Origin of the sequence: Thalassotalea litorea, assembly GCF_005843925.1 — a bacterium.
GTDB lineage: Bacteria > Pseudomonadota > Gammaproteobacteria > Enterobacterales > Alteromonadaceae > Thalassotalea_A > Thalassotalea_A litorea_A.
Genome location: NZ_VCBC01000018.1, coordinates 41,272 through 64,671, shown reverse-complemented (window position 1 = coordinate 64,671; position 23,400 = coordinate 41,272). Strand labels below are relative to the sequence as shown.

Annotated in this window: 17 protein-coding genes and 1 pseudogene; 11 read left to right on the top strand and 7 right to left on the bottom strand. The window is 40.7% G+C overall.

Annotated features, from left to right (window positions below; all coding sequences use genetic code 11):
• The first annotated feature begins 221 nt into the window (after nucleotides 1-221).
• From FE810_RS15540 to FE810_RS15510, 7 genes are all read left to right on the top strand, one after another.
• Entirely contained in the window at nucleotides 222-2,375 is a 2,154-nt protein-coding gene (locus FE810_RS15540) for an Ig-like domain-containing protein (protein ID WP_138321324.1), read from the top strand.
• 121 nt (nucleotides 2,376-2,496) lie between these two features.
• On the top strand, nucleotides 2,497-2,994 hold the full coding sequence (locus FE810_RS15535) for a hypothetical protein (RefSeq protein WP_138321322.1): 498 nt from the start codon (nucleotides 2,497-2,499) through the stop codon (nucleotides 2,992-2,994).
• A gap of 622 nt (nucleotides 2,995-3,616) precedes the next feature.
• Nucleotides 3,617-6,820 carry an alkaline phosphatase family protein gene (locus FE810_RS15530; protein ID WP_138321320.1) on the top strand — a complete coding sequence of 1,068 codons (3,204 nt, stop codon included), beginning with the start codon at nucleotides 3,617-3,619 and terminating at the stop codon, nucleotides 6,818-6,820.
• A 386-nt stretch (nucleotides 6,821-7,206) separates the two neighbouring features.
• Nucleotides 7,207-7,470, top strand: coding sequence for a hypothetical protein (locus tag FE810_RS15525; RefSeq protein ID WP_138321318.1), 264 nt, complete (start codon nucleotides 7,207-7,209; stop codon nucleotides 7,468-7,470).
• 64 nt (nucleotides 7,471-7,534) lie between these two features.
• Nucleotides 7,535-8,697 (top strand): IS3 family transposase gene (locus FE810_RS15520; RefSeq protein WP_138321316.1). Its coding sequence is split into 2 segments (ribosomal slippage): nucleotides 7,535-7,790 and nucleotides 7,790-8,697, totalling 1,164 coding nucleotides; the frame shifts between segments, so codons are not numbered across the junction.
• 136 nt (nucleotides 8,698-8,833) lie between these two features.
• On the top strand, nucleotides 8,834-10,222 hold the full coding sequence (locus tag FE810_RS15515) for an AAA family ATPase (protein WP_138321314.1): 1,389 nt from the start codon (nucleotides 8,834-8,836) through the stop codon (nucleotides 10,220-10,222).
• Complete coding sequence (locus FE810_RS15510; protein ID WP_138321312.1) at nucleotides 10,222-11,085, top strand: DUF4435 domain-containing protein; 864 nt, start codon at nucleotides 10,222-10,224, stop codon at nucleotides 11,083-11,085. The genes FE810_RS15515 and FE810_RS15510 overlap by 1 nt, the downstream gene beginning before the upstream one ends.
• Nucleotides 11,086-11,344: 259 nt before the next feature.
• Here FE810_RS15510 and FE810_RS15505 read toward each other — a convergent pair whose 3' ends face one another.
• Nucleotides 11,345-12,484, bottom strand: coding sequence for a YiiX/YebB-like N1pC/P60 family cysteine hydrolase (locus FE810_RS15505; RefSeq protein WP_246037079.1), 1,140 nt, complete (start codon nucleotides 12,482-12,484; stop codon nucleotides 11,345-11,347).
• A 386-nt stretch (nucleotides 12,485-12,870) separates the two neighbouring features.
• Between FE810_RS15505 and FE810_RS15500 the strand changes: the two genes are divergently transcribed.
• Entirely contained in the window at nucleotides 12,871-13,302 is a 432-nt protein-coding gene (locus FE810_RS15500) for a hypothetical protein (protein ID WP_138321308.1), read from the top strand.
• A 468-nt stretch (nucleotides 13,303-13,770) separates the two neighbouring features.
• On the opposite strand, the gene FE810_RS15490 is transcribed toward FE810_RS15500, so the two are convergent.
• The 3 genes from FE810_RS15490 to FE810_RS15475 all read right to left on the bottom strand — a co-directional run bounded on the left by FE810_RS15490 (nucleotide 13,771) and on the right by FE810_RS15475 (nucleotide 15,424).
• A complete protein-coding gene (locus FE810_RS15490) occupies nucleotides 13,771-14,376 on the bottom strand; it encodes a hypothetical protein (protein WP_138321304.1) in 606 nt (201 codons plus the stop codon).
• A 370-nt stretch (nucleotides 14,377-14,746) separates the two neighbouring features.
• Nucleotides 14,747-14,956 (bottom strand): hypothetical protein, encoded by a 210-nt coding sequence (locus tag FE810_RS15480; protein WP_138321300.1) that lies wholly within the window; start codon nucleotides 14,954-14,956, stop codon nucleotides 14,747-14,749.
• Nucleotides 14,957-15,154: 198 nt separating this feature from the next.
• Complete coding sequence (locus FE810_RS15475; protein ID WP_138321298.1) at nucleotides 15,155-15,424, bottom strand: DUF7249 family protein; 270 nt, start codon at nucleotides 15,422-15,424, stop codon at nucleotides 15,155-15,157.
• A 484-nt stretch (nucleotides 15,425-15,908) separates the two neighbouring features.
• On the opposite strand from FE810_RS15475, the gene FE810_RS15470 reads away from it, so the two are divergent.
• On the top strand, nucleotides 15,909-17,735 hold the full coding sequence (locus FE810_RS15470; protein WP_138321296.1) for an ATP-binding protein: 1,827 nt from the start codon (nucleotides 15,909-15,911) through the stop codon (nucleotides 17,733-17,735).
• 66 nt (nucleotides 17,736-17,801) lie between these two features.
• Here the strand turns inward: FE810_RS15470 and FE810_RS15465 are convergent.
• Nucleotides 17,802-17,942, bottom strand: a pseudogene (locus tag FE810_RS15465) (IS481 family transposase); the annotation flags it as partial.
• A gap of 465 nt (nucleotides 17,943-18,407) precedes the next feature.
• Between FE810_RS15465 and FE810_RS15460 the strand changes: the two are divergent.
• On the top strand, nucleotides 18,408-18,698 hold the full coding sequence (locus FE810_RS15460) for a hypothetical protein (protein WP_138321294.1): 291 nt from the start codon (nucleotides 18,408-18,410) through the stop codon (nucleotides 18,696-18,698).
• 125 nt (nucleotides 18,699-18,823) lie between these two features.
• On the top strand, nucleotides 18,824-19,645 hold the full coding sequence (locus FE810_RS15455) for a DNA/RNA non-specific endonuclease (RefSeq protein WP_138321292.1): 822 nt from the start codon (nucleotides 18,824-18,826) through the stop codon (nucleotides 19,643-19,645).
• A 27-nt stretch (nucleotides 19,646-19,672) separates the two neighbouring features.
• Here FE810_RS15455 and FE810_RS15450 read toward each other — a convergent pair whose 3' ends face one another.
• Together FE810_RS15450 and FE810_RS15445 are read right to left on the bottom strand one after the other, a co-directional pair.
• Entirely contained in the window at nucleotides 19,673-19,888 is a 216-nt protein-coding gene (locus tag FE810_RS15450) for a YHYH domain-containing protein (RefSeq protein WP_138321290.1), read from the bottom strand.
• A gap of 496 nt (nucleotides 19,889-20,384) precedes the next feature.
• Nucleotides 20,385-23,234: a UvrD-helicase domain-containing protein gene (locus FE810_RS15445; protein ID WP_138321288.1), complete on the bottom strand. Its 2,850-nt coding sequence runs from the start codon at nucleotides 23,232-23,234 to the stop codon at nucleotides 20,385-20,387.
• Nucleotides 23,235-23,400: the final 166 nt, after the last annotated feature.

The following is a 23,400-nucleotide window of genomic DNA, read 5'->3' as shown; positions in this document are numbered from 1 at the left end:
TTTCTGTTTCATGCAGTCGCTCCTCAAGTTAGTATAAGGATAGCGTTGCACTCACCGCTTGAACTCACAGCTCATTACGGCCCTTGACTGGTTTCTCAAGCTACTGTGTTTATTGTATAAAAGCAAACGTAGTGGAAGTTTTAGGGAGAAACTGAAAAGTATTTACTTTGTGATGTTAATGTTTAATATGATTTATAAAGTAAAATTAATGGATTATTGTAATGAAGGGACTGATGTACCGCATAATCGCGGTGATTGTAATCGTTTCAACCGTATTAGTAGGCTGCGGTGGTGAAAAAGCTAAGCCTGCAAAAGTCACCAGTATCACCATTGAAGGATTAGATACTTCCTATCTTGAATTTAAAACATACCCCGTAAAAGTAACAGCGCATTATGAAGACGATACCAGTGGTTCAATAACACCTGTCTGGTCGACTACAGATGATTCGATTGCGTATGTGGATGAATCAAATACATTTCACGCTGTTGCACCTGGTAATGTGACTATTACCGCCGCACATGAAAGCAAATCTGCTAGTGTCAGATTAGAAGTCACTTCAGCTCTAACGGCAATCGCTATTCAATACCTGAAAAGTACCTATATCGAAGGGCAGAACGAACAATTAGTGGTTTTAGCTAGCTTCTATGACGACATAACTGAACAAGTTGTACCTTCCTGGACAACGACCGATGCCGGCATCGGTTTCGTTAACTCTGATAACGTATTTGTAGCGGTATCGCCGGGAGTGGTGGAGCTAACAGCCAGCTATCGTGAATTTACCGAAACACTGCAAGTTTCAATCAGTGAAGCCGAAATCGTGAGTATTCAATATGCGGTAGAGCATACGTCCTTTCCGGTTGGTACAAGCTCACAAATCCAGGGTGTCGCCATTTTAAGCAATGAAAAATCCGTTTTGGGCGAAGGTTTTACCTATGAATCACTTTCACCGACCGTCATTTTGGTAGATGAGCAAGGCGTGGCTAAAGCCCTTAGCGAAGGCGAAGCTGAAATTATCATTCGTAACGGTGAATTTGAATTAAGTTTCACGTTAGAGGCCACTCCAGCAGTTTTGGCAACGTTAACTATATCTGCGCCATCGGCTATTCCTGTCGGCTATCCGTTTCCCATTGACGTTAAGGGGATTTATACCGACGAGACCGTTCATGATATCAAGCCTACGTGGCACGTAAACAACGAAAGCGTACTGAGAATTGAAGATGGAGAAATCATTGGAATGATTCAAGGCTCCAGTGATATCTATGCAACATTCAATGATATTCAATCCAATACATTAAGCATCACTATAAATGATTCTGTGCCATTGAGATTAGAATTATCGAAAGAAGCGTTATCGATTCCTATAGGCCATTCAGAGCAAATCTCAGGTACTCTGGTCTTTACCGATAACAATGAAGTTGCAGCTTCGCCGATTGTTTTCTGGTCTGATAATAATGATATTGCAACTGTTGATGAAAATGGGGTTATCAGTGGTAACAGTATCGGGAGTACAGCTATTGTCGCTTCGAGCTATGGGCTGACAGATAACGTTTCGGTAAATATCACTGAAGCTTTACCTCGTAGCCTTGTGCTGAGTGTTGATGAAATTAAGGTTCCGCATAGTTTACAGCAAACCTTTACGGTGCTCGGGGAAATGTCTGATGGTACAACAAGGAATGTAACTGACGAGGCCGTTTATACATTAAGCGACCCATCCCTTGGGCAGATATACGTTTTTAAAGGTGAAGCCTACTACACCGCCGGCGCTCCAATGCGAGGCACTTTAACAGTTAAGTATGGCGATTTGGAAGTGGAAATTCCGGTTGAAAATACCGACGCTGTGCCAGTAGCATTCAATCAACCCTATTCAGAGGGAGAGTTACCTCTCGGGGTTACTTTTGAAATTGGTATAGGTGTTGAATTTAGTGATGGGTCCGTAGTTTATCCTAATGAGGGATTTACCTGGACGGTGGATAACCCAGAAATTCTTAACCAATACTCAGGTGGTGCGGCTGCTATCGTTAAATTTAAAACCTATCAAAAAGGCACCGCTACGATCACATACCAATATGCGGACTTGATAGGAAAGGCTGTTATAACGGTCGGAGATCCCATGCTTACAAACATAAGAATTAATTTCTCAGACGTTAAACTTTCTGATGGTGATTACCAGTTAACCGCGATAGCACATTATTCTGATGGGACTACTGAAGACGTGACTGACTCGATGACATGGGCCTCAGAAGATACGAGTATTGCAACGGTTTCGAATGAGCCAGGCAAGATTGGTTTATTGACACCGGTGGCTGTGGGGGGCGTCTATATTTCCGCCACCAAAAAGAACTTTTTCAGCAAAAACTGGATCTTGATAGAGTAGGTATTCGAGGCACTCGAAATATTTCAAATAAAGGCGTGGCGGTTAATCCCCGTCGGGCCGAAATGAGCGACGAGCAGCCCTTTATATCTCATCGCATTGGAAGCGACCAAAACAATAACAAATGAACAAGTTTATTATCTATCGAAACCTTATCATCTCTATTATTTCTATCGTAATGGGGTTCGCTTTTCTTTACATCAATATCACAGAAGAGAATGGCGGTGTTCCATACGAAAACACCTTAATCCAAAAATCAGGTGAAATTGACTGGTTAAAAAAAGAAAAGTATGGCATTAAGTTTCAATTTACTGATAAGGAATTGTTTTTCAATTTCCAATCAAAACTTGGCGGCATTGGTGATATATATCAAGCACTTAAGGTGTCTAAAGATAAAACTGTATTGATACGATATAAAGAAACTATACCGAGAACAGGCTTTACAGGTGATGTGTATCACAATGTTTGGGTGATTGATATAGATGGACAAGCAATTAGGTCATACGAGGAATCTGAAAGCCAGTGGCGTAATGACGAAATATGGCTATTTCTGCTCATACCGATGTTTATCATTGGTGGTGCCTTTATTGGTAGAAAAAACTTGTTGCAATTGAAAGCCTAAATAAATACACCATTTATAGCATTAAAAGGTGAATATAATTCGTCGGCTAATGGCACAAAGCGGTCATAGACACATACTTCAAACCCTATTCAAAATATAAAAGTTAAGGTGTTACCGCGGTTAACTAGATTCCGCGTTAATTTTCTCTTCTGATAGTCGGTTGATCTCTCCCCCACCCTCTCTAGAAGAAAAAGGTATCGAGAGGCCCGCACCCTAGTCACGTTTTCTTGTTTTCCCCGATAATCAATACATTGAAAAACCGCGAGCCTGCGCGGATGAATTGCGGATTAATTTATTTCATGGATATATGATGCTGAAGTGTTAAGTGGATTATTAGCTAGAAATTTGATGTTTAGCTGGAATTATCCCAAATGTCCGTGGGACAAACCGCCGCCGCCCCTTCATTCTCCCTTGGCTAGGCCATTGATATTTCTCTCATTCCTACTATTGTTAATAATGTACTAGATCGTAATTTGCCGGCTTTGTGATATAGACAACTTTTTCAACATTGTCGGGGATTCAGGCAGTAATAATTTAATCCCTACCCTTAACGGCCACAGTAATCAAACAACTTAATTCACCACTTCACCTACACGCTGTATAACGTTTAAGGGGCAGGCACATGCCGAGTTTCGAAGAAATTGCTAATAATTTAAGTTTGAAGGACATTTATAAAAATAATTTGAAATATGTGACCGATTTGGAAGCAACCAACCTTGCGTCAAATGATCACACAATGGATTTTAGCAAATTGAGCCTTCGCCCAGGATCTCACCAAAAAATGTCTTTTCGCTCAACACCAGGTTGTATTGTAAAAGTTCATGTTCAAGCTCAAGAATGGATCCCCTTAGATACACTCAACAGACCAAGAAGCGGCGCACCAATTCAGCCTACGACATCACCGACTTTAGATGACGAGTTATTAGGAGGTATCGCCAATCCGTCAATATCATTATTATCGACAAGACCCGATTCGATTCCGTCAGTAACACCTTCCTCACCACACACGAGCTTTTTAGGTCGATTACCTCAAGGTGTTTTACCAGTATTCCCAGGTGGTGGACTATTCGATTGGAGACAACCAGACTTACCTCCGCCAATTAACCCTCCAGCCAAACCTAAAATGCCTGTTGAAGTATTGGTGCAGTTTCAAAATGGTGAAGTGATAAAAAGACAAACTATCCACAGTGACGGTAGCACGCCTCAAACGATGGAAGTAACCGGTATTGAAGGGCATGACATAATTGACGTTATCTTTATTAATCCAAATGATATTCCGATTACTTGCCCAATCTGCAAAATCAACATTGACCGCAAAGTCGTTTACTCAAAGGTGAAACTTTCACACGAATTTTTAACAAACAAAATTACAGGAGTTCTCAAGTCAGTTAGCCCACAGATTAAAATGTACAAAGATGTTCTTACAGTCAGGTTTGAAGGCGAAGGCGCAGGTATTTTTGGGCTGCCAACCATCGACGAAGATTTAGATATCCCGTACATTGATGTCGGGGGTCATGTAGAGTTTGGACCAATTAACTTTAGAATTCTGGCTCACGGTGAGTTAATTAAAGAGCTTTTAGAGGATTTCAATACAAAAGTTTCGGCATACATAAACATCCTTATAGCGAGTCCTGATGCGCTATCAAACATCATGACTATTGTCGGCTATTCGTCCTCACAGTCTATATTAAGCGAAGTTAGGGGAGAGCTCGCCGAATTTAGGTACCTGATTCATGAATTTTCCAACAACTTATACGTCGCCTATTTTGAGTCTTCCTTGACCTTAAAAGAGCAAGTAGAAAACAACATAGCAGGCCTAACTCCTGCCCAACTGGATTTAGCCACCCCCCTAATTAAGTACATCGTTGATGGGGTTTTAAATTACTTCCCGATTCTTAACGACCCAAACCCCAAAGATTTTACGGATGTCTGCTTACACGCAGGGTATGACTCCATCACAATTAACGGTTCGACAAATTTCCTAAGGATTAATTTCGAAGGTAGTATCACCATTGAACCTCAGCTTTATGTAAAGCTTCACCAATCGACATCATACAAAAAGGCTCCTTACGGCGATTTGCCCTGGGATAAATTTAAAACGACTTCGATTACCCCTACTTTTAATCTTATGAATAAAGCCACTAGTCTTGATTTAGGGTGGCTAATAGAAACTTTTGCAGGTAGCGAGATCATCAATGCATTGTCATCTCTCTTGATTGAATTTGATAAGTTAATGGTTAATTACTCAGAAAAACTTAGCGCTTATGTTACTGAATATCTGACCATACTCGCCAATCGAGACCATGAACTATACAAATTTGCTACTACGGATTCAGACATCTACATTTTCACCGTTGACCCCAAGCAGCTCCAAGTTCCTCATGATCCGAACTATCATAGGAAAAGTTCACCTACTGAGGGGATTTCCATCTCGTTAGACCCATTAAAGCCCATAGATCACGACATTTCTGATCTAGCAATTGACTCTAGCCTTTCTCCAGATGAGAGCCTCAATCAAATCAACCATCTTGTCTTTATCATGATGGAGAATCGATCTTTTGATCACATGTTAGGATATCTATCTCACCCCGATCACGGTAATAGAGACGATGTTGAAGGATTAAAAGGAGATACCGTAGAACTCGGGGGAGACTTAGCTGGTACAACAGCAGTACCAAGAAGAGGTCCATCTCGTACGTTTTATCCAAACTTACCGCATAACCACAGCTCAATAATGCGGCAAATTAATGATGGTAAAATGAATGGCTTTGCGTCTGAGTATTCTCGAAAACTTTTAAAATTTTGGCAAAATGCCCTAGATAGTGAATATAGCGATCCTGAACGGGTTTTAAGGTTTCAGACGCCAGATGTTGTCGATACTTATGATTGGCTCGTACAAAATGGGGCAATATGCGATCACTGGTTTAGTTCTGTTCCAGCTGGAACGTATCCAAACCGAGCATGCTACTACAGTGGAATCACACCAGCTCTCGTTAACGACGATTTCGAAGAGGACTTTGGTTATATATCAGACCTGACAATTTTTGATGTCCTAGACCATGTGGGTGTAGATTGGGTTAATTACGAATCTAATATCAGCTTTTTACGGACATACAATAACTTTAGACTCGACGAGGTAAGGATCCGCCCTTACGAAGAGTTAATGAATAAGGATTCAACTCCACTACCACCCGTAACGTTTATTGATCCCAATTTTACTGGATTTCCGGATGATACTCCCAACAACGATGATCAACCCCCTTCAGATACTAAGGAGGGGCAAGAGTTTATCAGGGATACAATAAACAAAATAATGGATTTACCCGAATGGGATTCTACGATGATAGTGGTATTGTATGATGAACATGGTGGTTTTTCAGATCACGTCGCTCCCCCAGGAACAACGGAATCAAAATTTCCTCCAGTGGACGGTAACAGTCCAATTTCTTTAGTGAATCCAAACGCCACTTGTTATGGTGTGAGAGTACCAGCTTTGGCTATCTCACCAAAAATCGAACCAGGAACCGTAAATAACCATATTTTCGATCACACTTCGGTATTTAAAACGATTCTCCAACGATTTGCTCCACAATTTGCAAATTCTGAAATTATTCCAGAAAGGGTTCGTCAATCGAGACATTTAGGTGAACTATTGTCTAGCAAGCCTTCATTCCTATCGGAAATCGAACCACACGAAGAAAAGCCAAGCAACATAATATCGCCATTGAAGAAAATGAGCCAATTAAGCGCGGGCCGCCCAGATAACGAAGATTTTGTTTATGTGTTAAAGAATATAGGAACTCCAAAACGCAGACGCAATAAGTAGATTACCCCCCAGAACAGGCGTCGAATAGAGCCGAATGTGTAACAATAGTAACATTCAAAAACAAACCAAAATATCAATGCTAATAATCTGAATCAACTACATAATATTTTGATTAAGCCGGAAATTCTTGAATGCGAACTGCATGTTTTTGCACTAACGCTCCAACCTACTAATTGAACCGATAATTTGAATTTAGATGATATCTAAAGACATTTCACTGGTCTGTTCCGGCAACTACCACAGCCAATCAAACTTTGCACCTTAGCTGTAAAATTGGATTTAAATACATATAGAGTATGTAATTTAGCAAAGACAGTGAGCTTTGAGCATAAAATTAACAAACTTGTATATACTTAAAATGCCCAATCCATACCGGTTAACGAAATATGTCAAAGTATAATTTCACTATTCTTGAACAAAAGTTCAAAAAACAATGGGAACAAAACATAACTAGTGAGTTCATAGCGGATACTTGTTTAAATAAGAACGAATATGAGAATTTAAATAACGGCGATATTTTAGACCGTTGGAAAGATAGCCAAAAAGAAAGATCTGGAAAAGGGTCTGAGAGGATCATAGAGATACTTCATAAAAGGCGGCTAGATGAACTTGAAAGTTGGGGAGAAAAATTTATAGAAGTTGTTGACTGATGTGATTCAATGATCCCGGACACCAATTTAGGTGGTGTTATCGCCACTCGATTAGAGGTGTTCCATGACAAGAAAACGTCGTACGTTTACAGAAGAATTTAAATTAGAAGCCGTTGGCCTAGTTTTAGATCAAGGTTACCCAATTCCTCAAGCTAGCCGTTCACTTGATGTTGGTGAAACTGCGTTAAGGCGCTGGGTTCAGCAGCTTCAGAAAGAGCGAGGTGGTGAAACACCACAAACCAAAGCTTTAACTTCTGAGCAGAAGAAAATACAGGAATTAGAGGCTCGAATTAATCGCTTAGAACGTGAAAAATCAATTCTAAAAAAGGCCACCGCTCTCTTGATGTCAGACGAGATGAACAATATTCGTTGATAGACCAATTAAGTGAGTTTGAATCGATAGAATTGGTCTGTGATATTTTCGATGTTCCTCGCTCAAGTTACTACGATTACAAGAATCGAGATAATTCAATCAAGCCCGAAGATGTAAAGCTTCGAGCAAAGATCAATGAGTTCTTTTCGATAAGCCGAAGCTCTGCGGGTAGCCGAACATTAGTCGCCAAGCTTTCGGAAGTAGGTCTAAATGCCGGAATATTCAAGGTGCGTAGCATCATGAAAGACATGCAATTGATTTGCAAACAACCAGGACCTCATGCCTATAAGAATGCAACGGTTGAAAGACCTGACATACCAAATCACTTGAATCGTGAATTTGCCGTTTGCCAGCCTAATCAGGTTTGGTGTGGTGACATCACCTATATTTGGTCTGGTAACAAGTGGATTTATTTAGCTGTCGTTCTAGACCTGTTTGCGCGCCGTGTGGTTGGTTGGGCCTTGTCTGATAAGCCTGATGCCGCTTTAGCTGTTAAAGCCTTAGATAGAGCTTATGAGCAGCGAGGTGAACCTAAAGGACTGTTGTTCCATTCTGATCAAGGCAGCCAGTATGGAGCTACAAAATTCAGACAACGGCTATGGCGATATCAAATTAAACAAAGCATGAGTCGTCGCGGAAACTGCTGGGATAATGCGCCGATGGAAAGACTCTTCAGAAGCTTGAAAACAGAATGGGTTCCATCAATCGGTTACCGCTCATTTGTCGAAGCAGAAAAGGATATCAGCTTCTATTTAATGGACTATTACAACTGGCAAAGGCCACACAGTTACAATGAAATGATTTCTCCTGCGATTAAGGAAGAAAAACTTAATTTACTGTCCGGAATTAGTTGACCACTTCAAAAGAAAAAATGACTCATAATTTTACTAATAGTTAAAAATACTCAAAAATTAAAGCATTAAAAAAGTTCGCTTCCTGATAACATATTGTATTTCTTGTTACTAAAAAGTTAATTCAGGGGTAGCTCAGGTGAGCGGATATATAAAGAAAATAATAATTAACGGATTATTCGAAGATAAAAATAACTATAAAATCGATTTAGTTGAAGGTTGCAACTGCCTCTTTGGTGATAATGGTTGCGGTAAGACATCTATTATAAATTTAATAGTGCATTCCTTAACTGTTAACCTTGAGGGTATCAGGGATATTCCGTTTAAATCCATATCACTCTTTTATGCCAAATCAGGCACAATAAGAGCGTTGAAATTGCTTACAGTTTCCAAGTCAGAATTTAAGTCCGAAGATGGCATGAAAGGAATCAATATTGAATTTACTTTTCATCCCATGAAAAAAACGTTCACGCTAGATGTCACTAGAATCGATTTAATTGAGAGACAGTATTCTGAACTTATTGAGCACTTCAAAAAACTCAATAAAAAATACATCAATCTTACCCATGTCCCGCTACTTCGCCTTCATGAAGGCGAAGTAGCCTACGATGACGACCTGCTTAACAGAGCATTAAGAAGGAGAAAGTTTTCTCAAAAGCAAATATCAGAACTACTCGACCCGAGTGTTCGAACATTAGTATCCTTGGAGAAAGAGTTCATTGAGGCTTATACAGATAAAACTCGACGAATTAAAGATGAGCTCGACTCTTTGAAATCAAGAATAATTGAAAAAGTCATGATAGACGAGAAGTTGGTCCGAGAAACTACCCGTTCTTTTGCTTTGATGACGAGAGCTCTAGAGAAAGAACCAGAAGTTGTTGATGTAAATGCTTATGTTGAAAAGTTTAACTTAGCAAAGCTAGATGTACCTGTTGAAAAAGTAAAAGAGCATTTTGGACAATGGAAAGCCTTAAACGAAAGGTTTAGAGAAAACTGGCAAAAAACTAATGAGTTGACCGCCGACGCAGCGAAAGCCCAAAGGCATAAAGTAGAAAAAGAATATCGTAAAAGTTACTTTAACCTTTTTTCAATAACTCATATTTATAATCAATTTGAATCTATTATCAAAGAAGTTGAAGGAGTTCAAAAAACTAAGTCAAACGAGTTAAAAACTTTTATTGAATACGAAAATCAAATCAACAATTTTTTTAAGAATAAAACGTTCTTCTTATCCGAAGATGGAGAATTCTCTATCAAGTCAGGAGAACGCAAGATTGATATTAGTGATTTAAGTAGTGGAGAAAAACACATTCTCACTATTCTAGGCAGGGTCGCTCTATCTAATGAGGGGGCCTCATCTTTTATTGCCGATGAGCCTGAGCTATCACTGCACTTGGACTGGCAAAGAAAAATAATTCCTGCAATACGTACTCTTTCACCTAATACCCAAGTGATAGTAGCCACGCACTCCCCAGCTATTTTTGAAAACGACGCAAAAGAAATAAATATTGAGGAGTGTAGAAGTTAATGTCTAGTCGCCCTCAATTTTCAATAGATGAAAAACTCCGTCAAGTAAGAAGGAGGCCCTCAACAAAGTTTGTGATAGTGGAAGGAGTTGATGATGTACCTGCATATAGTGCATTATTTTGTTCAGTTCTTTCGCCAGGTTCAGAACACCAATGGGAAGTTTTTCAAGTAAAAGGCAAGACTAATGTTATTAACTTTCTTGAAAGCTACACTGGTAATAATGTTCGCTATATCGTAGACCGAGACTTTGACCCAATAGCATCACAAGATGAAAGGTTAGTTACTTTGGCTAGATATTCGCTGGAGAATTACTTTTTATGTGACAACATTATATCTTATTCACTTGCAGTGCCATTAAAGGGCACTGCATCATCAATTCGCGATGATTTAAAATTCCAAGAATTCTTGAGCGCTATTAACAATCAGGTTGAGAGGATGTTGAAAGCTTGCTTTTATTACCAACGAGTAATCGCCCCTACTATTACTGGAAATAAACCTTCGTGGTCCGATGATTCCATTCACATTTCGAACAATGGAACATCTTGGTTATTATGTGACACTTCAATAAGTGAAACGATAGATAAATTAATTCCTTCCGAAGTAACTTCTCAGGAAATCGACGACTTTTATAGTCAGCATGGAATAATTGATGAAAATGCTGCTTACCTTATTCCTGGTAAAATGCTTAGTGAGCCCCTCAGAAGGTTTACTAAACAATTTTATAGGTCAAAAAGAAGTAGAGGTGGAACTCAATTCAATACTTTAGATGGCTTTTTAGGTGTGATCATTGCAAACTTATCCGTATCTCAAAGCTTGCGTGCAACAATCGAACCGATAATTAGGTTCTTAAAGGAAGCTGCTTAGTTAAAGTTAATGAAGTGAGCATACGGAACACAATGTTGGTCGAGTCAAATAGGTCATTACCAGAGAGCAGTAAGGTATCCGGAGACCAACCTGCAGCCCCTATAAATCAGCTGGCTATAAATAGTTTTTGCCTATCGGATAGTGTGTACTCATAATTCCCTTAGCACCATCCTCCTTGATGAAGCTATGCGCAACCGAGCTTATGGATGAGCCACGTTGCGCACTATCTCTCCTCTTAGTAAAGGAAATAAAGGAAAACCTAGTCAATTATTGTTTTGGGGAATAAATCGTATATACCAGCAATAATTTGTTCATTCATTTCGATATTATGTCCTATCCACTGTGTCATAATTTTAGGAAATGCGTATTGAGGCAATGCTTCTTCTAAATCAGTGAAATAATTTCTTAAAGATTGATTGTAAGTTTTTAACCATCTTTGTCCCAAAACCGCATCTTTGTAAAATAATTCTAGTTCTTCTTTAACGTCATTATTTTTTAGATCGATCATGCCTATAATTCCATTGTGATAAATTTTTTCATAAACATAATTAAATAGGCCATCGAGACCAAGTTCTCCTAACATCCCATTAGGTGTTACGTTTAAAAAAAGAGATTCTTGATACTCCATAGTTAACATATCAAAATGTTTGTCTAACTGTTCACAAGCTTCACGATTGTCATAAGATGAAAGTTCCAATTGCTTGAAAAAGCCAATAAACGAGTTTGGGGTTCTCCAGTTTTTAATACGATTCGTCTCCGTTATGATGCTATTCAAAATATCGTCTTCTAACTGTCGGTGACCAATAAAATCACAATGCTGAATAATCGAAATCTCATTCAATGGTATTAACACTTCAGATTGTGAAACTTTCATTTTCCTTATTAACTCTTGGGTAACATCAGTAAAATCTGGCGAATTTTCAAAATCTTTTGGAACGACATCCGCAGCTTTTTTCTTCCCGAAAAAGTTCGCATGCGCCTCAGAGAAAGATCGTGCCACTAATTCTGAGCAAATTTTACTTCTCTCAGACGGCTTAAGTATTTTCGCTTTAGCTGCTATTTGCCTCCACCCATAGGTTTCTCCTATAAACTTTATCGCATATTGTGACACCTTCTCCTTAGTAGAGCTTTTCAGTGTTGGCCGTAATATTTTAAGGCTGGTCAGTTCCTCTTGCATTATCTTACGTACATGGGTCACATGTACCCCTTTAGAAGTGACTGCCTCTATTACGTACCCACCTCCAGCGTGAATTGATACATGGGAATATTTTGAATTGTATAGCAGTTTGATTCCTACACTGGGTATTGAATCGTTGCCAGTAAGTATAATGTCCGCGGGTTCCAGTTTTGAACAATCGATTATGTGACTTGATTCATTATCAGATCTAATAAAGTCCATACTACCTTTCATATTAAAGTAGTCCTCTCTGTGATTTAGCCTAATTTATCGTAGTCTGTAATTGAAGAATTTAACCACACCGTTAATATCAAGAATTACTTATTAAAGCGGTTGACTTAGCACCCACCTCAACTCCACTAGTACTTGCCAGGTGAAAGTGTTTCAAAAAGAAAAAGACTAAATCAATAAACCTCTTAATTGGCCGATATATTTCTGTTATCAGTAAAAAAATCATTGTGTATCAGCTAACTCGAAAAGCGTAGCAAAGAAAAAGATGATTGCAAAAAGACACTTCTTGTAGAGATATCTCTTGGCTCCTATTATGCGCAAACCCTTGCCTGCGGAAAAATCAGCATCTTATATGAACACAACTAAAGGAGGTTCAAATGAGAATCATCAAGCAAGACACCTGCGGCAAAGTCTCCGCATCTGACAACCCCACCCTGACCTACAACGTCTGCTACAACCCCACTGATAAATCCTACCTTTTCCGAGTCATCACCAACAACACTGGCGGCTTCTTCTCGCCCGAGTGGATAGCCTTGGACGACATTGAGAAAGCTCTCAGCAAGCACGACACCTTCAGCGCCAAGATATTGGATAGCCTATATGCATCCAAGAGCGCCAACAATGCCGGATTCTTAGCGGCGGCCCTCAAGGCAGAAGGCATATTAGTAGCAGAGCGAGAAACCCGACGTTTGCATAAGTTGGGCGACATCGATGACTTCAAGAAGCGGATGCAAAAGCTACTCAAGAACGACTTGCCCGACATCATCGTCGAACAGCAAGCGGCTAAAGAAAAGGCTGGTAAGAAGTAGTAGCCAAAACCTCTTTGTTTCATGACACTAAAGGTCCCTTTAGCGTAATACTTCGCTACTCGTAAACTCGGGACGTAGCTTATACGAAGTGCAGCAGATCTTGGGCCACTCAGATCCAGCAGTGACTCAGCGCTACTCGCACCTGAACAAGGAGACGGTTCAGGAGGCGTCCGAGGCGGCTTCGGCCAAACTCCGGGCGGCGGTGGAAGCGCTGGACTCGCCCCGACCTGGCCTCAGAGTGATCGACGGCGGCAAAAACTGACCTCATGGATGGGTACCACGCACGGACGCAAATACGGCGTCACTGTGGGCAACTCTGGAGCACGTCGGTTCCCCCTCTCTGGCTTGGCGGCTGTGGAGGGGATTTTCACAAATTTTATTTTTTCACCCCAATTAGGCCATGATTGACAACTCAGTAGAACCCCGTAGTGTTGGGTTCTCCCTCCCGTAATACAGCCCGACCCGCAGTTAATTCCCTTTTACCTCAGTTATGTAATCATCTGGAGCTACCCCACTAAAAGGCTCGTTTGGTTTGGCTTTTGATAATGTTATTTCTTTATCTAGTCTTGAGAAGTCCCACTCAGCAAAATTTACTCTAAACTTGAAACCATCCAAGTTATCAGACCAAACAAAACTCGTATCTCCATTGTTGAAATTGGCATAATGGCGAAGGCTTTTACCGCCCTTTGAACAGGAAAGCTGTTTAACTTCTCCATCGGAGTAACGTCTAGATGTATCAATTACTCTATTTGGCTCGCATTCCTGTAGAAAGATAACACCTGCAGTTAAGCTATGATCTTCGTTTTTGTAAGCCACAATGACGTAATACTCGTCCATGTTAACCTTACGTAAGGTACTAGAGCCAAAGATAGGACTACCTGATATTGGTTTTATTTGAATTCGTCTGGATTCATCATGCCACTGCCAAGGGTCCTTCGTCATGTAATTTAGCTCTGCCCTCAATCTCTCGTTACGCTCATATTCTTCATATATTAATTTTGCTCCAACGAACAAAAATGTAACCAAAGAAATAAGTAATAGTATTTTTAGTGAGTTATAGGAGAATTTTGCCACTTTTACTTCCTTGTAATTTCATATGCAATTAAATTGTGAACCAAAAGCTATTCATTAAACACCCTTTCTGTAGGATTGTGCGAGATCGTCAAAGATAGCTTTTCTTTTGTTTAACAGCTCAATCCTGACATTATCCATGTCTCTCTCGGTTAATGAACTTTTTCCATCGTAGAATCTTCTTCGGAACTCAGCCAAAAACTCACCGTACTCTTTAAGTTGAGTCGCTATTTCAGGCAAGCCAAGCAGCATAATTTTAGATTCAGCTACAGTCAAGTTCTTGAACTGCTCGAAAAGCACCGTTTTGAACTTAACTAATTCTTTGATGCGCTTCTCAGACAGCTCCTTACCTCGGGCGTTGACTCTAACCCATTCAGTAACTATTGCACAATGAAATATGAGTAATCTCTTCGATATTACTACTCACGCCCTCTAACGAGTCATAAAACCTTTTACGGCTTTCTTTTCTCAGTTCATTTTGGTGATTCAGTCTAGTAACTAAAAACGTACCTACCATCGCCAGGTGGCTACCTAACCCAATTTTGATGGCTGTGTCTATTATTTCTAATTTGGTGGTTGCCATATCTCTCCCTAGGCCTTTGACGACTCAAGCACTTTTAAAATTTACCGTATGAGACAATTGTATTATTTCGATACAATCAGAGCATGTAATTAAACCCTCATCCATCACTATGCCACTACATTCACCAGTTTCTGGGCTACATACGAGCAAGCTATCGCCTACTTTTTGTAATACTAAATTTTTCATTACTGTTCTCATTTAATAATGTGCTTCTTCAAAAATGTGTTCGGCAATCTCTCGCCAATTAATCTCGACCAGTACCGTGCACATTAAGTCTGAATAGACGCCACCAACCAATGGCATGAATTCAATATCATGAGCTTCAATATGCTGTGCTAAGTCGTAAGTCGAGCCGGCATCTTTCGCTAGATCAAGCCAGTGTTCTTGAAGTCCCGGCTCTTCATCCATCCACACGTAAATGAGCCACGTAGCACGGTTAGTCCATCCGCTGTAAGTCCCTATAGTCATAGAATTAACTCCATATGTATTTGAACCTGAGTAGGTTCATAGACTAAAAAATGAAATTCGGATTTAAGAAGTCAATCCGAACCGGGGGCGTGCCTTTACAATCGACACATATATATGAAGAAAGCACCAAAAAATGATTTTATTTTTCGGAATTTAAGGTTTGATATTCAAATGTCGATTTACGAATTTGGTGTTTCTAAAAACAAAAGTCGAAAAATATTTTTCAAAAAAGTTTTTCGGGGAATTGACATCAACTGTAAAAAAGTAAATATTAAAACAATACATTAGCGACTTTCAGGAAACCGCGACTTAGTCCCCGTAACCTGAAAGTATTTCTGGCAACGATAATTAAACGCCCGTATTTACGGCCCTTTGATTGTCATTTGAAGGAGAAAAATTATGCAACCCCGTCCAACTTAACCCTCATTAACTCGATAAAAAATCTAATTCAATTAAATCATTTCAATATTAATGAGGTAACACTATGTCAAATATTCTAGCTTCAAAAGTTGCAGAAAGCGGCTTCACACGCATGCTTGAGAGACTTGGTCGTGACTGCGGTCCGACGCAGTTTGTTCGTGAGTTCTTAAAAAATGGGATGGAATCTATAACCAGAACAAAAAAAACAGGTACGATCTTAGTGGATGTAGACTGGGAGTTTTATGAGGATATGGGCTTCTTCAAAATGTCGTTTACTGACACCGGTGATGGGATGACCGGCGAGGATATGCTTAAATACATCAAAGACCTATCTTCTTCAGGAGGTCGAAACCAGTATGAAAACTTTGGGCTTGGCGCAAAGATATCTGCTTTGACCAGAAATCCAGCAGGCATAATTTACCGTTCATGGAAAAATGGCGAGGGCAATGAAATAGTTCTTCGATATGACGAAGAAACAGATCAATATGGATGTGCTCAATTGGATCTTGGCGATGGTAAATACGGTTACTTCCGAAGTGTTGATGAAGACGATAAACCGGATATTATTGTGGACCATGGCACCAGAGTTACTCTTATAGGTAAAACAATCGATGAAGATACAATGCAACTCCCAGACGGAGTAAATCTAACAAGAGAAAGTTGGATTTACAGAACGATAAACGAAAGGTTCTACGAAATCGACGAAAATATCGACATTAAGGTTCGCATTGGTTACAACAGACCTAGAGAAAACACTAAGCACAACCATTTATTAATTGCGAAGGGACAAAAACATATATACGAATCAAATGCAGTGCATTCAGGTACTGTTGTTTTGTCCGATGCTGATGTTCATTGGTTTATTTTAAATGAGGGAGTACAAGGTCATGGCAGACATTATGTCACAGGAAATACGTCCATAATTCATGAAGGAGAGATTTTTGACCGCACCGACGGCAGGGCAAATAGAGCGTCAATGTTTGGTATCTTATTTGGAGCTAAGCATGTAGTTCTTTTGATTGAACCTAAAGGCCAATACAATCAAAACGTTCAAAGGACTGCTCTCATGAGAATAGATGGTAATCCAATGCCTTGGTCTCGTTGGTCGGAAGAGTTTAAATCTAAAATGCCTCCGGAGATAAAAGAATATGTACAATCTCTCGTTCAAAAGGCATCCAAAGATTCCCACAGTGACAGTATTACCGAGCGCCTTAAAGCACTATCGAAATTTTACAAAGTAAGTCGTTATAAACCATCGCCGACGGGCGAGTATAATGTAGACGATGGCTCCTTAGTTGCAACGGGGTCTGAGTCAACATCCGAGCCAAGAAAAAAAGGTGGAGGTACGAATAGCGATGGAGGCGGTGCATCCGGTGGTACTACAGGAGTAAAGCCTGGGGGAGTAGAGGATATCTTAACCGGGCGCCGAAAAAACTCCGGTTCAAAAGCTAAAGAAGTTCGTCCAAATCCTTTTCCAAGAGTTGATTGGGTAAGTCTTCGAGAAAAAACGAGGGATGAAGGTGAGCTTGAAGATAGAGCGGCACTTTATATCAGCTCAGAAAACTTAATAAAAGCAAACAAAGATTTTATGGGTTTTCAAGATGTTATTCATCACTTTTTGACTGAGTATAAGGATGTTCCTAATTCAGCAGAAGTGATTTCTGACACCGTGATGGAGTGGTTCGAACAGCAATTAATGGAATCAGTTGCCGGTATTCTTTCTATGAAGAATCGAAAGATGTGGTCAAATGAAGATATTGATAAAGCTTTGTCAGAAGAATGCTTAACTGCGAGTATCATGCAACGATTTCACCTTATTAGAGAAGTCAATCGTATACTTAGTTCAAAGCTAGGTAAACCGTTGAGTAAACGCCAGGAATCTGCAGCTTAAATTAGTGTTGTACTAGCTCAGACCTGATCTGACAGTTACCCATTTTTGGACAAGGTATCTGTCAGTTCAGATTTGAGCTAAATTCTTTTCTTTCCAAATCTGTTTGCCATCCTTAAGCGTTTCTATTAGCGTTCTGCCACAGCACACTTTTCCTTGATGCGGCCGTTCATTGTTGTAGTAATCCATCCAATCGTCCAGTTCTTTCTGTCATGGCGTCACTCTCTTACAAGCTTTGTTATCCGGTTAGCTAATGTACAGTGCTAATAGAGTGTCCATTAAGCCCATTCAAAGCCATCGTATGTAAATTTGCATTCAGAAATGAGCCAAAAAGTCAGCGAAATTGCACTCAAACCTGAACCAGATAATATGCACTAATCATCTAATGAAAAGCAAAATAAAATATAGTGATAAAGACGGTTCAGTTTTGATGCAAATATACAGTGCTGTATAATTCCTGAGAGCAAGTGCAGTTGTGTTTATCAATTTTTACGTTAGCTACAACGGTAAAAACTAACAAGAGATGTCGCTGAGAGGGGTAAACCAACAAAGTCTTGCCATATCCCCAGCGTTGTTTCAAACAATGGAACAAATCTGGCTAACAGGTAGTATTCAAGGAATGGGAGTAAAGGAGCCAATAAATCTCCCCAAAACTTTAAACACAGAGTACAAACCATGAACAGAGCATTTGCTAATTTCTTTAGTGGCTGTAATGCCTTATTTCTATTTTTATTTTTAGTAGGTTCTGTCGCAGGATTCTATCACCTAGCAACGACACCGGGTGCCATAGATACCGCCGGGGGATGGTTCCGAATAGGGGCAATCTGGTTAGTGATTTGTTTCTTCTTTGGTATGTGGTTGCTGTTTATTGCCATGTACGACGAATTGCGATTACTGCGACAAACGACAGAGCAACTACTAGAGAAACACACGATTACAACCGATATAATCGAACCTACACTTTAAGGCATAACCGAAAGAAAAACATAATTGCGCTAAACCTGCTTGGGATTGGATAACCTATATGAAAGCATCACATTTTAACTCTCTCGAATAAAAGAGCCAACTTAAAGTTAAAGAAAATAGTGACTATGAATAACAACAATACCCCCCTTCTTATAGCGAGCTTTTGGTGCTCAGTTATCGCAGGTTGCGGAGGCGGTACCGAAACAACTGAAACTAAGCCACCAGAGAAGACGTCCTTCACTCTTGATATCACCTGCGATCATCATGTACTTTGGGGAGCTCCAACACTGTCAGAGGAAGTCATCCCTGTCTGTCACAACGACTACCTAATCGCTTACGATGTCAATGCTAAAATTCCTCGCTTCACCAGCCATGAAGTCACGGTTAACGAAGCCTTAAACTATGTTGACCGCGAGAATAACTTCAGCGCTGATCCGCTCCTGCCATCGACTGTGGTTCAAGCAACGTCTAGCGACTATTCATACACAGGTTACGACCGAGGCCACATGGTACCTTGGGGCGATACAGGAATTTTGCAAGATGCGCTCGACACTAACGTCTATTCAAATGTGGCGCCGATGCTGGCTGCATTTAACCGCGGTGTTTGGCTAAAGCTGGAAAACGAAATTCGTGCCCACTCTAGAGATTTTGGGGCAGACCTTTACGTCATTACTGGAGCTATTTCGGATGCAGGTATAGATAAGACCGATACGGTCATTGGCGACAATGTCGAAGTGCCTAAAGGCTTCTATAAGATAATCATCGACAGAGACAGCGATAAGGTCGGTGCTTACTTTATCGAGCAAAGCACCGAGTCAAATGAATTGAGTACGTTTAGCATTAGCATTGATGAACTTGAAAGCCAAAGCGGTATCAACTTCATGCCTTTGCTATCTCCTGAGCAGGAAGCACGTTACGAAACTTCGGCTGCAGGTTTTTTTGAATAAACAATAGGAGGCGTTTGCCTCCCTCAATTAATTCGATTTGGCTGTAGCCTTTTCTGCCTTTTTCGCATGAGTATGTTTAGTCGTACCATGATAATGGTAACCACTACACAAGCCCTTATCTTTCGATTTCTGAGAGCAATTGTGACCACCATTAACGTCTGTTCTGCCGGAATGAGCATTGGCGTTAAAAGTTAAAGCTAGAAGAGTAAAAAGCGATGCTTTAATTATTATGTGTAATTTCATGACAATTCCTTTTTTATTAGTAAGTTAACATCCTTTATAAATGCATTGTCACAGTAACAACATTGCGACTCACTAGCAAATTTTGCTCGGTGAAAAAACGAAGGTATCCGGAGACCGACCTGCAGCCCTTATAAAACAGCTGGCTATAAATAGTTTTTGCCTATCGGATAGTGTGCACTCATAATTTCCTTAGCACCATCCTCCTTGATGAAGCTATGCGCAACCGAGCTCATGGAAGAGCCACGTTGCGCTCCCAAAGAAAACTTGCTGATGAATTGCAGACCATCTGCACGATGGTGAACGTCAATTGCCCCCTTAACGATAGGGTCGATGCCGCCCGACATCAGCGCCGTAAAGCAAGAAGCTAAAGAATTGTCAGCTCTAGTTGGAACTAATTCAGCTCACTATATTCAGCGCCGTGAAGTTCCAAATACTAGAGTTTTTCAAATTCCAAACCTTTCTGTCCAACACCTATCAATAGACGTGTTATAACATCCTAGATGATTTTAACTGTGTGATCACATGGATCGGCGCTAAGTGCATAACCTGTGCACCCCCAAAATTCGCCATATTTTCCTAATCGTTTTTTCATCGGACGACCGCATTGCTCACAAGTTTTGAATGTGTGCTGACAAGATGAATTATTACAAACACTCTCATTCTGTTTATCAATAGATGGGTAACCACAGTTTGTACAGGCTCTGGCTTTGACCACCTTACAGCCTCTGCCCGTGCTACACGCATAAAAATCACCGTATTGTCCTCGTACCTTGCGATAAAAGCCGGTTGCGTAATGAGGACATTTAAAGGATTCCCGAAAACTTGCCTGAAAGGCCTCTGAGGCAATGTTTATTTCAAATTTGGGATCGAGCAATTCCGTAACAAATGCCGAAGGGGACGTGGGATCAGCGATAATGTAACTCTTTTCCCTCGCACGAGTGAGCCCGACATACAATAGTCGGCGCTCCTCCGAGTGACGAAAGGAGTCTAATGACGGCAACAATGCATCGATCACCGCCTCATCCTGACTCTCGCTTGGAAACCCTAATTTGCCCTGGAAAAAACCGATCAATATGCAATAATCCGCTTCTAACCCTTTTGACTTATGAAACGTCCAATAATCTACGTTATCTTTGACACCTCGTGCCCATAACAGCCGTTGTGCCGCAGTCAACAAATAATGATAACGAGCCATAACGGCCACACTTGCCCCGGGATCTGCATTACGTATTTTACTGACCACGTCAAAAACGCGCTCGTACAAGCCATTTGGGAGGTCACGTTTATCATCGAGCAAATATACTTGTGGTTTATCAACGTGCGCATGCGTTTCAATGTGCTTTTCGTATTGCTCAGGATTCGCCATGATAAATTGCCCGGCCGTATTGGCAATCGAATTATTGTAGCGAAACGTTTTTTGCAGTTTGGTTAACGAACAAGGCCCGACAAGCTCATCAAATCGCGTGGTCAATTCTAATTTTCCACCGGAGAATCGGTATATGGATTGCCAATCATCGCCAACCACCGTTAACGATGGTCCTGGTCCTCGTTCGATGATGGCATTGAGGAGCGCCATGCGAGAAGCGGAAATGTCTTGAAACTCATCAACGAGAATGTATTTCCAAGCAGGTTGAAATTTGCCGCCATGGATCACATCGACTGCTTGAATGATCATATCGTCAAAATCGATCGTTTCTTGCACCTTGAGCTCTGCCACGTATGCCTCTTGCAGCGCACTAAGCAAAAGCGAAAACTTATCGGCTTGCTTAAATCCGGTTTGCTTTAAACGTTGATAAATCGCACCACGGTCTAATTGTTCCACACGAATGGCCTGCAGTGCCTTGAGCAATAATTCACTCCAACTTGCAAACTGTCCCTGGTCTTTGAGCTTGTTAAAAATTTCGTTCGCCGGCATTGGATCACATTCAACCCCCTGTGCCGCGAGTTTTTGTTTTAATCCGGTAAGCAAGCGGTCCTCTTGCCACTCATAATGAAAGGTTTCGATTAGCGACGTTTCGCGTGCTTGATGTAACGTTCGCTTTTTATTCATGTCGTCGTTATAGGTGGCATCATCAATATCCGGCCGAGTTTGCCCTTGCCTATTAATGCCAAAATGCTCGATATAAATATCCGTACCTAAGATATGAAAATCTGGTTTATAGTCGAAACCGACTTCAATACGCCGTTTACACACATACGGGGCCTCGTATTGATAGTCAATTTGATTGGTAAATAAAAAGTTGGCGATCAAAAGCTCTTGGTATCCTTTCACCAACTCGTTATTTAATGTGCGGAATTCATTATCTCGCACGTACGCTTCGTATTCTGCCTTCGATGTAAAATCAAAGGTATCGACCGGCGGGTTATGCAATGCAATCAAATCGAAAATTTTTGTCAGATCAGTTCCCACGTAGTCGAGGACCCACTCGTAAATCCACTGTTTGAGTTTGACGCTATCCTCAGTGAACACACTTAAATGGGTCGTGTGGCCCGAATCACGCAACAGATGTCGACCCAAGGCGTGAAATGTCGAGATATGCGGTGCGGACTCTAATGGGATATCGGCATTACTTGCTTTTTCGTTCAAGCGTTCTTTCAGCTCTTTCGCGGCGGCATTGTTATAGGCCAAGACCAATATCTCGGACGGTGACGCCAGTCCTCTATCAATAATATCTAACGCTTTGGCGACCATGACGGAGGTTTTCCCTGTGCCCGCCGCCGCCAGAACCATGTTTCTGTCATTGGAGCGGATCACTCCCAAACGCTGCTCTTCTGTTAAAGGATTTGATTCCACGTTATCAAAAAATAGTTGACGTTTTTCAAGTTGATATTGTTCATGAAGCCGCCTAAGCGAAGCGAAATCCAGCGGGTAAAACCCGTTGAGCGATTGGAGCTTTTTTACCAATTCCGGACTTAAATATTTATGACACAATTCTTTAGCAAAACTGTAATTTTCATGCACCTGACCTATCAGTAACGCAATGTCCTGCTGCCATGAATCCCTTGGATAGTGCTTAAGTGTTAAACGATTAAATTCTTCCTGCACTGACGTCAGATGGTTTTCGACATAAGGTTGAATCAAGACATTGAATGCATCGACAAATGCATCAACATTCAGTTTATCAAGCAACCCCAAGCGAATAACCTTCGCGCCATGTCTAAGCGCGATGTTACCGCCCAAAACCGATCGCGATGAGCGTGCAAACGCTTTGAATTCAACAAATGGATACCGAATTATCTGACCATTTTTATGGGTGAACACTATCGCGTCATCGTCAATAGCGATAACCGGTTTTCTCAGTATTTGGCCAATTAAATTTGGGGTGATGGATTTCACAAATGACATTTTAGGCGCACGACTCTGGGGAATATAGATTATGAAAGGTCATTAAACGTTAGCAAGTCTATCAAACCGGCACGGATAACAAAACGCATACGCCCAACAAAAAGAAAAGCATCATGGGCATGACTGACCACATTGTTGACCAAGAGATATCTGTCTACTGAATTTA